Raw genomic sequence first — 13,423 nt, 5'->3', positions numbered from 1 at the left:
CCCCGTCCGCCTTGCGGACAGGAGACCCCACACGCCGGACAGGTTCGCCCACCTATGACGTCGGAAGGACTCCTGTGTTCCCTCGAAGACTCACGGCTGCGCTGGGCGCGGCCGCCCTCGCCGTCCCCCTGCTCCTGGCCGGCTCGGCGCCCGCGGGTGCCGCGTCCCCGGCGCGGGACGGCGCGCAGCTCGCCCGGGAGCTGGTGCGCACGTCCGGCGCCGCGGACGCGTACAGGCACCTCAAGGCGTTCCAGCGGCTCGCCGACCGCAACGGCGGCCACCGCGCGGCCGGTTCGCCGGGCTACGAGGCGTCCGCCGCGTACGTCTACGACCAGCTCAAGAAGGCCGGCTACGACGTTTCGTACGACTACTTCGACTTCACCTACTCCGAGACGGTGAAGGACGAGTTCGCGGTCGTCTCGCCCGAGGCGCGGGACGTCGAGATCCACGCGATGACCTTCTCGAAGTCGACCCCCGAGGGCGGCCTCGACGCGCCGCTGGCCGCCGCGCCCGTCGACGCCGACGGCACCTCGGGCTGTGAGCCGGGCGACTTCGCGGGCGGCGACTACACCGGCAAGGTCGCGCTCGTGCAGCGCGGCGGCTGCAACTTCTCCGTCAAGCAGGCGAACGCCGCGGACGCGGGCGCCGTCGCCACCGTGATCTACAACAACACCGAGGGCTCGCTGAGCGGCACCCTCGGCGACGCCGAGGCCGTCAAGGTGCCCACCGGCGGCATCTCCAAGGCCGAGGGCGAGGCGCTGACCGCGCTGCTGGCGCAGGGCGAGGTCACCGTCCACGTCGACATCCAGATGATCGTCGAGCCGCGCACGACGCGGAACGTCATCGCCGAGACGAAGCGCGGCGCCGAGGACCGCACCGTCATGCTCGGCGCGCATCTCGACTCGGTCCCCGAGGGCCCCGGCATCAACGACAACGCCTCGGGCTCGGCGGCGCTGCTGGAGGTCGCGAAGGAGCTGGCGAAGGCCGAGAAGAAGCCGCGCAACCAGGTGCGCTTCGCGTTCTGGTCGGCGGAGGAGCTGAGCCTCGTCGGCTCCACGGACTACGTGAGCCGGCTGACCCCGCGGCAGTTGCGGGACATCGAGCTCTACCTGAACTTCGACATGGTCGCCTCGCCGAACTACGGCCTCTTCGTCTACGACGGCGACGACTCCGACGGCGTCGGCGAGGGCCCGGGCCCGGAGGGCTCGGCGCAGTTGGAGCGGCAGATCACCGACTTCATGGACCGCAGGGGCATGCCGCACGAGGGCACCGACTTCACCGGCCGCTCCGACTACGGCCCGTTCATCGCGGTCGGCATCCCGTCCGGCGGCACGTTCACGGGCGCGGAGGGGACGAAGACCGAGGCCCAGGCCGAGAAGTTCGGCGGCACGGCGGGCATGGCGTACGACCCGTGCTACCACGCGGCGTGCGACGACCTGGACAACATCAGCATGCCGGCGTTCGACGCGAACATCGACGTCATCGCCAACGCGGTCGGGGCGTACGCGCACGACGTCAGCTCGCTGCGCGAGCCGGTGTCCTTCGTGCCCACCGAGGGCGACGCGGGCAGCGGCGGCGGTGCGCACGACGACCACGCGGAGCGGTGAGCGCCTGAGGGCGTAGCGAAGGACGCGGAGGGGCCCGGGCCGGCGACGGCCCGGGCCCCTTTCGCGTCTCCCGCGTGCCTGTGCCGGTCTCCCTTGCTTTTGCCGGTCCCGCCTTGCCTCCGCCTTGCTTCGCGCTTGCCGCTGACTTGGCGCTCCTGTGCATCACTGCTGCGCCCGGAGGCGCATCCCCGGTAGGCTTTCCGTGTGATCTTCAAGCGCATCGGAAACGGGAGGCCGTACCCCCACCACGGCCGGGAGTCCACCCGCCAGTGGGCTGACGTCGCACCACGCCCGGTACGCCTCGACCAGTTGGTGACGACGAAGCAGCAACTGGATCTGGAGACCCTGCTCGCCGAGGACTCGACCTTCTACGGCGACCTCTTCGCCCACGTCGTGAAGTGGCGGGGCGACCTCTATCTGGAGGACGGACTGCACCGCGCGGTGCGGGCGGCGCTGCAGCAGCGCCAGGTGCTGCACGCGCGCGTCCTTGAGCTGGACTGACCAGTCCGTTGACTCTTTCGGGGGGACCCCGGTCCACCCCGTAGATCATCTAGTAGGCACGGGCCCTTCCGGCCACTACGCTGCCGCCATGAGCATGCTGACGCCCCCCGAGATGGGCGGGCCGTACCGCATCAAGGGCACCAAATATCCGCGTATGCGGCGAAACCGTCGGCGCCGGAAGGTGCTGGCCCTGCTCGGTGCGGCGCTCGCGGTCGCGGTCGTCGGCTGGGGCACGCTGCAGCTCATCGACGTCTTCAAGGGCGACGACGACGAGAAGAAGGCCGTGCAGGCCCGTCAACCGGAGGACTGCGGCGCGCGGGACACGGGCGCGAAGTCCGGCGAGAGCAAGAAGCCGGAGGAGAAGCCGGCCGCGCTGCCCGCGCCCGCACGGGTCGAGGTCAACGTGCTGAACGCCACCACCAGATCCGGCCTCGCGCAGAAGACCGCGGACGAGCTGGAGAAGCGCGGCTTCAAGATCGGCAAGGTGGCCAACGCGCCCGCGGAGTACGACAAGCGGGTGACCGGCGCCGGCATACTGCTCGGCGCCCCGGGGACGGTGGACGGCGAGCTGAAGGTGCTGGGCACGCAACTGGCGCAGGCGGAGCCGAAGGCGGTGGAGCGCGAGGGCGCGGTGGTCGACCTGATCATCGGCGACGAGTTCCGCGGGCTGACGGAGCCGGCGGAGGCGAAGGCGGCGCTGAAGGCGCTGGCGACACCTGCGGTGACGAAGCCGGAGGCGTGCGACTGAGACGCGCGGGCCGGGCGGCCCGGCCCACGTGCCCGCCCCCGCGGGCCCACCCCGGTGGGCCCACCCCAGCGGTCCCGCCGCCAGGCGGTCCCGCCGCCAGGCGGTCCCGCCGCCAGGCGGTCCCGCCGCTAGGCGGTCCCGTACATCCGGTCCCCGGCGTCGCCGAGCCCCGGCACGATGTACCCGACGTCGTTCAGCCGCTCGTCCATCGCCGCCGTGACCACCGTCACCGGCGCGCCCGCCAGCTCGTGCTCCACGGCCTCCGTGCCCTCCGGCGCCGCCAGCAGGCAGATCGCCGTGACGTCGTCCGCGCCCCGCCGGATCAGCTCGCGGATCGCCGCGACCAGCGTGCCGCCGGTGGCCAGCATCGGGTCCAGGACGTAGACCTGCCGCCCGGACAGGTCCTCCGGCAGCCGGTTCGCGTACGTGCTGGGCTGGAGGGTCTCCTCGTCGCGTATCAGCCCGAGGAAGCCGGCCTCCGCCGTCGGCAGCACCCGCATCATGCCGTCGAGCATGCCGAGCCCGGCGCGCAGGATCGGCACGATGAGCGGCCGGGGGCGCGCCAGGCGCACGCCGGTGGTCTTGGCGACGGGAGTGTGGACGTCGACCTGTTCGGTGCGGACGTCGCGCGTCGCCTCGTACGCGAGGAGCGTGACCAGCTCGTCGGCCAGCCGCCGGAAGGTGGGGGAGTCCGTGCGCGCGTCGCGCAGCGTGGTGAGCTTGTGTGCCACCAGGGGGTGGTCGACCACGTGAATCCGCATGCTCCCGAATCTATCCGAGTCCCGGCCGGGCACGGATACGGGTGAGGGCCCGGGGGTAGGCGAGCAGAAACGGGCCGCGGTGCGTACACAACCGCCAACCGGGTGCAAGGTGGATATGTCCGCCCGGCTCGACGACGAGCTGGAGGTGTGTGATGCCGGATCGTGATCTGCGCAGTGGTGATCCGCTGGCCGAGACCACCGACGACCGCGGCGCCCGCCGCGCCGCCTTCCTGCGCGACCTGCACGAAGCCGAGGAGCTGCGGGCCCGCGTGCAGCCGCGGCGCGCCCGGGCGGCGCGGCGGCGGCACGTCCACCGCATGCGGACGTTCCGCTGGTAGACGGCCGGCGGACGGCCGAACGCGCCTCTCGCGGCGGGCCAATTCACGACGCACAGCGGAAGACCCCGCAGACAGCGCAGGTTTCTGTCACGATTCCGGTGAGGGCGGGTCCCCCGCCCCAGGTCGGGGGGAGAGAGCAGGCAAGCTCGACCACCCGGCCCGGCACACCTAGGACCAGTGGGAGAGTCACGGTGTACTTCGCCGCACTGCTCGCGCGCACCGAAGACGGGTGGGAAGCGAGCGATACAGAGCTCGACGACGTGGAGACGCTGGACGACCTGGCCGAACTCGCCCGCGAGGCGACGGCCGACGAGGACGAGACCGTGCTGGTGCTGCTCGAACAGGAGGGCTTCTGGTACGGCGTCGTCCGCATAGACGGCGAGGACGACCCGCGCGTCTTCGTCTCGAACGCCGCCGCCGCCGCGCGCAGCGCGTACGGGGAGATCCTGCTCACCCCCGAGCTGCTCGGCCGGGAGCCGGAGGACGACAGCACCCTGGACAGCCTGACGGACCTGGACGGCACGGAGGACGGCGAGCCGGACGCCGACACCGGCGCCGACGATGACTCCGACGCCGACCCGGACGCCCCGCCCGGCACACCGCCGGGCCCGGTGGGCGACAAGGAGCTGCTGGAGGACCTCGGGGTCTCGGAGAAGCAGTTGCTGGCGCTGCACGGCGACGCGGTCAACGCGATCGCCGAGCTGCTCGGCGCCGCGGACGTGCTGGAGACGGTCCGCTGACGGAGGCCGGCGGAGAAGGGGAGAGCGGCCCGTACGAGGAGCTGTGGGCACCCCCGATGCGGGCGGCCCTGGCGGAGGCGGAGCGCGCCCCGGCGACGGGGGACGTCCCGGTGGGCGCGGTGGTCGTGGGCCCTGTCGACGCGTCCGGGGCCTCGTACGAGGCCCTGATCGAGGCACCCCCCCGGGGCCGGATCCTGGCCAGGGCCAGGAACGAGCGGGAGGCGACGGGCGACCCCACGGCCCACGCGGAGATCCTGGCGCTGCGCGCCGCGGCGGCGGAGCTGGGCGGCTGGCGGCTGACGGGCTGCACGCTGGTCGTCACGCTGGAACCCTGCACGATGTGCGCGGGCGCCGCGGTCCTCGCCCGCGTCGACCGCGTCGTCTACGGCGCCCGCGACCCCAAGACGGGCGCGGCAGGCTCCCTCTGGGACGTACTCCGCGACCGCCGCCTGAACCACCGCCCCGAGGTCATCCCCCACGTCCTCGCCCCGGACTCCACCGCCCTGCTCACCGCCTTCTTCCGCACCGGCCCGGCGGCGGACGGCCCGCGCCCGTAACGATTTCTGCTCCCGGCGGCGCGTGGGCTAAGCTGCTCGGCGGTAGCGTGTCCGAGCGGCCGAAGGAGCTCGCCTCGAAAGCGAGTGTGGGGGCAACTCCACCGTGGGTTCAAATCCCACCGCTACCGCACAGAGACGAAAGGGCGGACCCGACCGGGTCCGCCCTTCGTGCTGCCGGCGAACGCTCGCCGTTCGCGCGGGGCGGGCCCCGGGCCGGTCCCGGGGCGGCGGGGCGGCGGAGGGGGAGGCGGCTCTGGGGGGAACCGGCCGCCTCCCCCCGCGAGGGACGGGCCGTACGACCGCGCTGCGGCGAGGGGGGTGCCGCGGCGGACGCGCAGTGAGCCCGCCCCGAGCCCGCCGGGGTCCTGCCGGGCCCGGCGGGCACACCGTCCATGGTGCAGGGCCGGCCACCGCGGGCGTGACCTGCAAAAGCCCTCTCTGACCGGGCCTTTAGTCCATAAAGCATGGGTACAAGTCCGAAGCGCGGATAGAATCCTGGAGACTGCGCCTGGGGAGAGAGCGGGATTCGGGCGTGTGCCGCACAGGGGAGGCATGGACGCTCGTGGACTACAAGAAGATAGGGCTGGGGGTCCTCGGACTCTTCGCGATCTACTCCATCATCAGCTCCCCCTCGCAGGCGGCCGACGTCGTGCAGGTCGTCTTCGAGTGGATTTCGGAGCTGGCCAAGGGCATCGGCGACGTGATGTCCGACCTGCTCGACGACGCCTCCTCCTCGGAGTGACGCCGGGGCCCGCGGGCCCTGCCCGGCCGGCGCCGGGCGGCTGTCCGCGAGGGTGATCGCCGACCACGCGATCGGCCCCGTACGCGGGTGCGCGCACAGCCCTCCTGCCTGGCCGAACGGCCCGCGTCCCGGGCCCGCGGCGGCGGCCAACTGGCCGCCAACACGGCAAATTACGGTGCTTGCACACGGTGCGCATCTCTTGTGATGCTATGACCGCTTTTCCGGATTTGCCGGTTTCGCTTGCGGTACGCGCCGTGGCGCCGGTCGTACGTCACGTGGTCGCGAAGGGGTGGTGGTGCAGTGCAGCCGTTCTCCGCGCGTACCGCCCCGCCCGCCCCCGCGCCGGTCCCGAAGGCGGCCCCGGCCCCAGCCCCGGCCACAGCTCCGGCCCAGGCTCCGGCTCAGCCGCCGGCTCCGGCTTCCGCGACGCCCCCCGCGCCCGGGTCGCCGGCCCCCGGCCGCCCGGCCGTGGCCGGGCCCGCTCCGGCGCCCGGCCCCGCCCCCGGCGACTCCGGCGGCCCAGCCGATCCCGGCAGCACCGGCAGCTCCGGTCCCTCCAGCCACGCCGCCGATCCCGGCGACCCCGGCGAGCCCGAAGAGCCCCGTAAACCGGACTCCCGCGCCCTCACCCGCGCCCTCTTCGCCCAGCTCGCCACCCTCGAACCCGGCACCCCCGAGCACTCCCGCGTCCGTACCGCGCTCATCGAGGCCAACCTCCCCCTCGTCCGCTACGCCGCCGCCCGCTTCCGCAGCCGCAACGAGCCCATGGAGGACGTCCTCCAGGTCGGCACCATCGGCCTCATCCACGCCATCGACCGCTTCGACCCGGCCCGCGGTGTGCAGTTCCCCACCTTCGCCATGCCCACCGTGGTCGGCGAGATCAAACGTTACTTCAGGGACAACGTGCGCACCGTCCACGTCCCCCGCCGGCTGCACGAGCTGTGGGCCCAGGTCAGCGGCGCCACCGAGGACCTGACCGTACGGCACGGCCGCGCGCCCACCACCGCCGAGATCGCCGCGCACCTGAAGGTCGGCGAGGACGAGGTACGGGCCTGCCGCGAGGCGGGGCGCTCGTACTACGCCACCTCCCTCGAAGCCGCCCAGGAGGGCGACGGCATGCCGGGGCTGCTGGACCGGCTCGGGTACGAGGACCCGGCGCTGGCCGGCGTCGAGCACCGCGACCTCGTACGCCATCTCCTCGTCCAACTGCCGGAGCGCGAACAGCGCATCCTCATGCTGCGCTACTACCGCAACATGACCCAGTCCCAGATCAGCGCCGAGCTCGGGCTGTCCCAGATGCACGTGTCGCGGCTGCTGTCGCGCAGCTTCGCGCGGCTGCGATCCGCAAACCGGATCGATTCCTAACCGGATCGGGTAGGACTCTTCGAGGTCACCCGTGACACCCAGGCTCCGTATCTGCGCGTATATGTCGACTTGACGCTACAGCGCGTTGCCGACTTGTGACATTCTGCTGGAACGGTGTTTGGCATGCCCCGGCACCCGGTATCTCAGTCGGAGGCTGCTTCTCTCGGCGGTCCGGCGGGAGTCGAGTCTCGGCCGGTTCAATGGGAGGGGCGGTCAGGAACCGTCCGCGACCTCAAGGGGGTGGCATGTCCGCAGAACTGGGCAGCTCGCAGATGCTCACCGACATCGCGCCGCTCGGCGCCCAAGCGGCTTTCCCCGACGCCCCGGCCGGCACGGCCCAGGGCCCGGCCCGCACCCCGGACCCGTACCCCGACCCGGCGGCGGACGGCCACGCCCCGGCACCACCGGCACCGCCACCACCGCACGGGGCCGCCGCCCCGGCGCCCCGGAGCGGGCCCGGCGCCGCCGCCCCGACCGTGCAGGTCCCCACCGCGGCAGCGCCCACGGTCGGGGCCCCCACCGTCGCGGCCCCGGCCGTCGCGGCTCCCACCGTGCCTGCCCCCGCCGCCCCCACGGACGACGCCGTCCCGGACCCCGACGCCGCTCCCGAGCCCGACGCGGCCGCGGACCCCGACGCCGCCGTCTCCTCCGGCAGCATCGACACCCGCACCCTCTCCCGCGCCCTCTTCCTCCGCCTCGCCGAGCTGCCCCCCGGAGACAGCCCCGAGCGGTCGTACGTGCGCGACACCCTCATCGAGCTGAACCTCCCCCTCGTGCGCTACGCCGCGGCCCGCTTCCGCAGCCGCAACGAGCCGATGGAAGACATCGTCCAGGTCGGGACCATCGGCCTGATCAAGGCGATCGACAGATTCGACTGCCGGCGCGGCACCGAGTTCCCGACCTTCGCCATGCCCACGGTCATCGGCGAGATCAAGCGCTACTTCCGCGACACGAGCTGGTCCGTGCGCGTCCCGCGCCGGCTGCAGGAGCTGCGCCTGGCGCTCACCAAGGCGAGCGACGACCTCGCGCAGCAGTTGGACCGCTCCCCGACCGTGCCGGAACTCGCCCAGTACCTGGGGGTGTCCGACGAGGACGTGGTCGACGGCCTCGCCGTCGGCAACGCGTACACGGCCAGTTCCCTCGACTCCCCCGCCCCGGAGGAGGACGGCGGCGAGGGCTCCCTCGCGGACCGCCTCGGGTACGAGGACACGGCGCTGGAGGGCGTGGAGTACCGCGAGTCGCTGAAGCCGCTGCTGGCTCAACTCCCGGCGCGGGAGCGGCGGATCATCATGCTGCGGTTCTTCGGGAACATGACGCAGTCCCAGATCGGCGACGAGGTGGGCATCTCGCAGATGCACGTGTCCCGGCTGCTGACGCGCACGCTGGCGCAGCTTCGGGCAGGGCTGATCGCGGACTGACGACGGGGGCCGGCGCGGGGCCGGCCCCGGTTCGTACCGCGTGGGGGCCGTAGACGGCGCCCTACGCCGCGTCTACGGGACGTACCGAGGGAGTCACGCGCCGCTACGGCGACGGGCCGCGCACCGCTACGACGGCGGAACTCCGCGCCGCTACGGCGGCGGAACTCCGCGCCCCGGACGCCGCACCCGGGCCCGCGGACCCCGGATCACCCCACGGCGAGCCACACCACTCCCGCCAGCACCGCCACCGCGACGACGATCCCGACGATCAGTCCCACCCGCGGCCCGGAACTCGCCACCGCGGCCGCCGGCTGCTGGGGACCCCGCGCCTGCGGGCCGCCGCCCTCGTCCACGAAGGCGCGGAACATCTGCGTGCTCTGGGCCGGGTCGTAGTTGGGATCGGGCTGTTGACCTTGCGGATTGTGAGCCATGGAGCAGGACACTAGCGAACGTCCCCGACGCCTGTCAGCGGGGGGAAGCCTCCCTTCCGCAGGGCGTCGATTGCCTTCGGCAACCATTCGTCATACAGTTGCTTAGTGCAACAAACTAAAGTCGAATCTCCCGGCATGACCCACCGGCAGATACTGGAGGCCCTCTCCGGCCTGCTGCTCGGCATGTTCGTGGCGATCCTCTCCTCGACCATCGTCACCAACGCCCTGCCCCGGATCATCGCGGACCTGGACGGGACGCAGAGCGCGTATAGCTGGGTCGTCACCGCAGCACTTCTCGCCATGACGGCCTCCACGCCCCTGTGGGGCAAGCTCGCCGACCTCGCCAGCAAGAAGCTCCTGGTCCAGCTCGCCCTCGTGATCTACGTCGCCGGATCGGCCGTCGCCGGCCTCAGCCAGAGCACCGGCATGCTCATCGCCTGCCGCGTCGTCCAGGGCATCGGCGTCGGCGGCCTCAGCGCGCTCGCGCAGATCATCCTCGCCGCGATGATCTCCCCGCGCGAACGCGGCCGTTACAGCGGCTACCTCGGCGCCACCTTCGCCGTCGCCACCGTCGGCGGGCCCGTCCTCGGCGGCGTGATCACCGACACCAGTTGGCTCGGCTGGCGCTGGTGCTTCTACATCGGCATCCCGTTCGCCGTCCTCGCGCTCGTCGTACTCCAGAAGACCCTGCACCTGCCGGTGGTGCGCCGGAAGGTGTCGATCGACTGGCGCGGCGCGACGCTGATGAGCGCGTCCGTCTCGCTGCTGCTGATCTGGGTCACGCTCGCGGGTGAGTCGTACGCCTGGGTGTCCTGGCAGACCTTCGCGATGACCGGCGGCGCGCTCGCGCTGGGGCTGGCGTTCGTCTGGGTCGAGACCCGAGTGCCGGAGCCGGTGCTTCCGCTGCGCCTCTTCCGCAACCGCACCGTCACCCTCGCCTCGCTCGCCTCCCTCTTCGTCGGCATCGCGATGTTCGGCGCGACGGTCTTCCTCAGCCAGTACTTCCAGCTCGCCCGCGGCGAGAGCCCGACGACGTCGGGCCTGCTCACCATCCCCATGATCATGGGGATCTTCCTCGCCTCCACGATCTCGGGATGGGTCATCACCCGCACCGGCCGCTGGAAGGTCTGGCTCGTCGCCGGCGGGCTGCTGCTCACCTCGGGGCTCAGCCTGCTGGGCACCATGCGCTACGACACCCCGTACTGGCACATCGCGGTCTTCATGGCCGCGCTCGGCACGGGCATCGGCATGCTGATGCAGAACCTCGTCCTGTGCACCCAGAACCAGGTCGACCCCGCCGACCTCGGCGCCGCCAGCTCGGCGGTCGCGTTCTTCCGCTCCCTCGGCGGCGCGGTCGGCGTCTCCGCCCTCGGCGCGATCCTCGGCAGCCGCATCTCCGGCTACATGCGCGACGGCCTCGCCGACCTCGGCATCCCGCCGGCCCGCGCGGCGGACCAGGCGGGCGGCGGTGCGGCGATCCCGAACCTCGCGGAGCTGCCGGCGCCGGTGCGCACGGTGGTGGAGAGCTCGTACGGGCACGGGCTGGCCGACATCTTCCTTTACGCGGCGCCGGCGGCGCTGCTGGCGTTCGTGATGGTGGCGTGCATCAAGGAGGTGGCGCTGCGGACGCGCAGCGGCCTGCAGCAGGCGGGCGGGGGCGCGCCGGCGGACGGCGACGCGGGGCGCAGGGAGGCCCCGGCGAAGGCGAACGCGTAGGAGCTACGCGGGGGTGATGGTGGGCCGGACCTGCTCCGCGACCCGGTCGCGCATGGCGGCCAGGCCGGCGAGGACGCACTCCAGGGCGAAGTTGAAGTCGCGGTCGCGCTGCTCGTGCCCGGAGAGGGCGGGCACGCGGACGGGACCAGCGGGCGCGGGAGTGGCAGGCGCCGGAACGGCGGGCGCCGGACCGACCGCGGCCCCGGCCGGCGGCTGCACGTACTCGGGATGCTCCCGCAGCGTCCGTACGAACTCGCCGTAGCACTCGTCCTCCGTCACCCCGGCCGCCCGGCACAGCTCGGCCCAGCGCCCGCCGGCGCCCCCGAACCCGTACGAGAACGGAAACAGCAGCGACAACCCGCCCGTCAGACACTCCTCCGGCAACCCGGCCCGCCGCATCACCCGCTGCGCGGCGGCGACGCACGCCATGGCGCGGGGCCCGACGTTCAGATACTCGCCCGCCAGACGCGAGACCCAGGGGTGGGCGACGAGGACCCGCCGGTGCTCGTGCGCGAGCTGACGGAGCTGGGCGGCCCAGTCGCCGTCGTCCTCCCGGGGGAGTTCCAGCTCGCCGTACGCGCAGTCGAGGGCCAGCTCCAGCAGCTCGTCCTTGGTGTCGACGTACCAGTACACGGACATGGCCGTGACCCCCAGCTCGGCCGCGAGCCGGCGCATCGACAACCGCCCCAGCCCCTCGGCGTCGAGCAACCGCACGGTGGCCGCGACGATCTTCCCCAGATCCAGCCCGTCGGCCTCCCGCGCGGCAGGCGCATGCCCCCTGCGCCGTCCCTTCGGCCGCCCGGTGAGCCAGATGCTCACGCGGGCACCGCGGACCTTGCGGCGGACGGACGCCATCCTGCGCCTCCCAGCGGTTGCTGTCGCACCCTGACCATCGGCCATGAACCGAAACGGCCCGTACACCGATGCTATGCCCGCTCCGCCCCGCCTCCTCCCCTTCGCCCCGACCCCGCCGCGCGACAAGGGCTTTGCCCTGGCGGCCCGGTGACCGGTACGGTGGGTGCGATTGGCAGCGGCCCCGGCGCCTGTGCCATCATCTGCACACACCTGCTGACCGGCAGGTGTGCGGGAGGCGTCGCCTAGTCTGGTCTATGGCGCCGCACTGCTAATGCGGTTTGGGTTTTACCGCCCATCGAGGGTTCAAATCCCTCCGCCTCCGCCACACCCCCAGCGAGCCCGCGCCCCCGGCGCGGGCTCTCTGCACGCCGGGCGCCCGGCCGCGCGCGGGGCCGGGCTGTGGGCGTTTCCGCAGGTCAGCGGGGGTGGAGGAATCGGATTTCACCTGGCGCGGGGGGTCATGTAAGGTTGTTCCCGCAACGCAGCCGGGCCGTTAATGCCCGAAAGCGGGCGCTCGTAGCTTAACGGATAGAGCATCTGACTACGGATCAGAAGGTTGCAGGTTCGAATCCTGCCGAGCGCGCACCGATCGAAGGCCCCGCGGAGACCGCCTGCGGGGCCTTTCGCGTGCTGAGGGCACCGGCGTCGGGGCCACACTCGAGGGCCGACCCGGTGGCGCCGATAAGTCCGATGCTTGAGCACCAGCGCAGGACCACGGCGACGGCGCCGCGGAGATCGCACCGGGGGCGAGAAGCACGACACGAGGCCGCCGACCGACCGGGGCAACTGAGCAGGACATCCCGCCGCCTGGGCGTTGATGAAGCATCGGGACCTGCAGAAGTCAGCTCAGGTCGCGGGCAGTTGGTAGGCGAGTACGTAGGCGTCGGCGGCCATCACGGTGTCGCACACCTCAACCGCCCGCCCTTCGGTGTCGTACGCGGTCCGTACCAGGTGGATCACCGGCACGCCCGACGCCAGCCGCAGCATCTTGGCCTCCCCCCGGGAGGGCATCCGGGCGCGTACCTCCTCGTCGAAGTGGTCGAGCCGGTGCCCCGCTTCCTCCAGCAGGGCGTAGATGCCGCCGGGGCCGGGGTTCGGCTCGGCGATGCGCGTACCGCGCGCCAGGTCGAGAGGCAGGTACGACACGGCGAACTCGACGGGGCGACCGTCGAGCAGGTAGCGCCGGCGGCGGGCGAGGACCTTCCGAGGTGACCCCAGGCGGGCGGAGATGTCGCGACTGGGCTTTTCCTCCTTGACCTCCAGGCTGTCGACCTCGGGTCGGGAGCCTGCGGCGTCCGCTTCCACGATGAACGCGGACTTGCCCTGGTCGCGGTGCCGACGCGCGAACCGGTCGGAAGCGAGCCGCCGCACCGGAGGCCGCGGCCGGACGAAGACGCCCTTGCCGTGCTCGGCGGAGATCAGCCCCTCATTGAAGCGGCCCTTGTCGATGGCCTCCCGGAGCTCGTCGGCGATCTGCCGGAAGACGGCACGGTCGCTGGTGGGGTCGACGGCCCCGAGAACACCGGCCGGAACGGGCGCCATGCGTGTACTCCTCTGGATATCTAGACGAGAGGCTGAGTGCTTGTTGCTACGGTGGAGAGCCTAGCCAGCCGAGGGGACCGAGGACCGTGAGTAGCGCAGAGC

Annotated in this window: 14 protein-coding genes and 3 tRNA genes; 13 read left to right on the top strand and 4 right to left on the bottom strand. The window is 72.5% G+C overall.

Translation table 11 applies throughout. From position 1 onward, the window contains the following. Positions 1-74: 74 nt before the first annotated feature. The 3 genes from O7599_RS20730 (at position 75) to O7599_RS20720 (ending at position 2,856) form a co-directional block, all read left to right on the top strand. A complete protein-coding gene (locus O7599_RS20730) occupies positions 75-1,607 on the top strand; it encodes a M28 family metallopeptidase (RefSeq protein WP_281617092.1) in 1,533 nt (510 codons plus the stop codon). A 204-nt stretch (positions 1,608-1,811) separates the two neighbouring features. Further along, positions 1,812-2,108, top strand: coding sequence for a type II toxin-antitoxin system VapB family antitoxin (locus O7599_RS20725; RefSeq protein WP_018836497.1), 297 nt, complete (start codon positions 1,812-1,814; stop codon positions 2,106-2,108). A 94-nt stretch (positions 2,109-2,202) separates the two neighbouring features. Continuing rightward, the gene (locus O7599_RS20720; protein WP_281623457.1) at positions 2,203-2,856 is read left to right on the top strand and encodes a LytR C-terminal domain-containing protein; all 654 of its coding nucleotides are present in this window, start codon (positions 2,203-2,205) and stop codon (positions 2,854-2,856) included. A 128-nt stretch (positions 2,857-2,984) separates the two neighbouring features. Here O7599_RS20720 and upp read toward each other — a convergent pair whose 3' ends face one another. Further along, positions 2,985-3,617: a uracil phosphoribosyltransferase gene (gene upp, locus O7599_RS20715; RefSeq protein WP_281617091.1), complete on the bottom strand. Its 633-nt coding sequence runs from the start codon at positions 3,615-3,617 to the stop codon at positions 2,985-2,987. 152 nt (positions 3,618-3,769) lie between these two features. Between upp and O7599_RS20710 the strand changes: the two genes are divergently transcribed. The 7 genes from O7599_RS20710 to O7599_RS20680 all read left to right on the top strand — a co-directional run bounded on the left by O7599_RS20710 (position 3,770) and on the right by O7599_RS20680 (position 8,777). After that, positions 3,770-3,955, top strand: a complete 186-nt coding sequence (locus tag O7599_RS20710; protein ID WP_281617090.1) for a hypothetical protein — start codon at positions 3,770-3,772, stop codon at positions 3,953-3,955. A 191-nt stretch (positions 3,956-4,146) separates the two neighbouring features. After that, positions 4,147-4,695, top strand: coding sequence for a hypothetical protein (locus O7599_RS20705; protein ID WP_281617089.1), 549 nt, complete (start codon positions 4,147-4,149; stop codon positions 4,693-4,695). Continuing rightward, entirely contained in the window at positions 4,692-5,252 is a 561-nt protein-coding gene (locus O7599_RS20700; protein WP_281623456.1) for a nucleoside deaminase, read from the top strand. Before O7599_RS20705 ends, O7599_RS20700 begins: the two co-directional genes overlap by 4 nt. A gap of 41 nt (positions 5,253-5,293) precedes the next feature. Continuing rightward, a tRNA-Ser gene (locus tag O7599_RS20695) sits at positions 5,294-5,380 on the top strand. Between the two features lie 404 nt (positions 5,381-5,784). Then, positions 5,785-5,994 carry a hypothetical protein gene (locus O7599_RS20690; RefSeq protein ID WP_281617088.1) on the top strand — a complete coding sequence of 70 codons (210 nt, stop codon included), beginning with the start codon at positions 5,785-5,787 and terminating at the stop codon, positions 5,992-5,994. 300 nt (positions 5,995-6,294) lie between these two features. Continuing rightward, positions 6,295-7,359 carry an RNA polymerase sigma factor SigF gene (locus O7599_RS20685; RefSeq protein WP_281617087.1) on the top strand — a complete coding sequence of 355 codons (1,065 nt, stop codon included), beginning with the start codon at positions 6,295-6,297 and terminating at the stop codon, positions 7,357-7,359. 551 nt (positions 7,360-7,910) lie between these two features. Next, positions 7,911-8,777 (top strand): RNA polymerase sigma factor SigF, encoded by an 867-nt coding sequence (locus O7599_RS20680; protein ID WP_281623455.1) that lies wholly within the window; start codon positions 7,911-7,913, stop codon positions 8,775-8,777. Positions 8,778-8,983: 206 nt separating this feature from the next. Here the strand turns inward: O7599_RS20680 and O7599_RS20675 are convergent, their stop codons facing one another. Next, on the bottom strand, positions 8,984-9,208 hold the full coding sequence (locus O7599_RS20675; RefSeq protein ID WP_281617086.1) for a hypothetical protein: 225 nt from the start codon (positions 9,206-9,208) through the stop codon (positions 8,984-8,986). 135 nt (positions 9,209-9,343) lie between these two features. Here O7599_RS20675 and O7599_RS20670 point away from each other — a divergent pair, with 135 nt between their 5' ends. Beyond that, positions 9,344-10,924: an MDR family MFS transporter gene (locus O7599_RS20670; RefSeq protein WP_281617085.1), complete on the top strand. Its 1,581-nt coding sequence runs from the start codon at positions 9,344-9,346 to the stop codon at positions 10,922-10,924. Positions 10,925-10,927: 3 nt separating this feature from the next. Here the strand turns inward: O7599_RS20670 and O7599_RS20665 are convergent, their stop codons facing one another. Then, positions 10,928-11,779, bottom strand: coding sequence for a TetR/AcrR family transcriptional regulator (locus tag O7599_RS20665; protein ID WP_281617084.1), 852 nt, complete (start codon positions 11,777-11,779; stop codon positions 10,928-10,930). 231 nt (positions 11,780-12,010) lie between these two features. Here O7599_RS20665 and O7599_RS20660 point away from each other — a divergent pair. Together O7599_RS20660 and O7599_RS20655 are read left to right on the top strand one after the other, a co-directional pair. Further along, positions 12,011-12,104 (top strand) — tRNA-Ser (locus O7599_RS20660). Positions 12,105-12,289: 185 nt separating this feature from the next. Then, a tRNA-Arg gene (locus tag O7599_RS20655) sits at positions 12,290-12,362 on the top strand. Between the two features lie 263 nt (positions 12,363-12,625). Here the strand turns inward: O7599_RS20655 and O7599_RS20650 are convergent. Then, the gene (locus O7599_RS20650) at positions 12,626-13,321 is read right to left on the bottom strand and encodes a UTRA domain-containing protein (protein ID WP_281617083.1); all 696 of its coding nucleotides are present in this window, start codon (positions 13,319-13,321) and stop codon (positions 12,626-12,628) included. Positions 13,322-13,423: the final 102 nt, after the last annotated feature.

The organism is Streptomyces sp. WMMC500 (assembly GCF_027497195.1).
Classification (GTDB): domain Bacteria; phylum Actinomycetota; class Actinomycetes; order Streptomycetales; family Streptomycetaceae; genus Streptomyces.
Note: the sequence above shows the minus strand (reverse complement) of the source record. Positions and strands in the feature narration are given on the sequence as shown.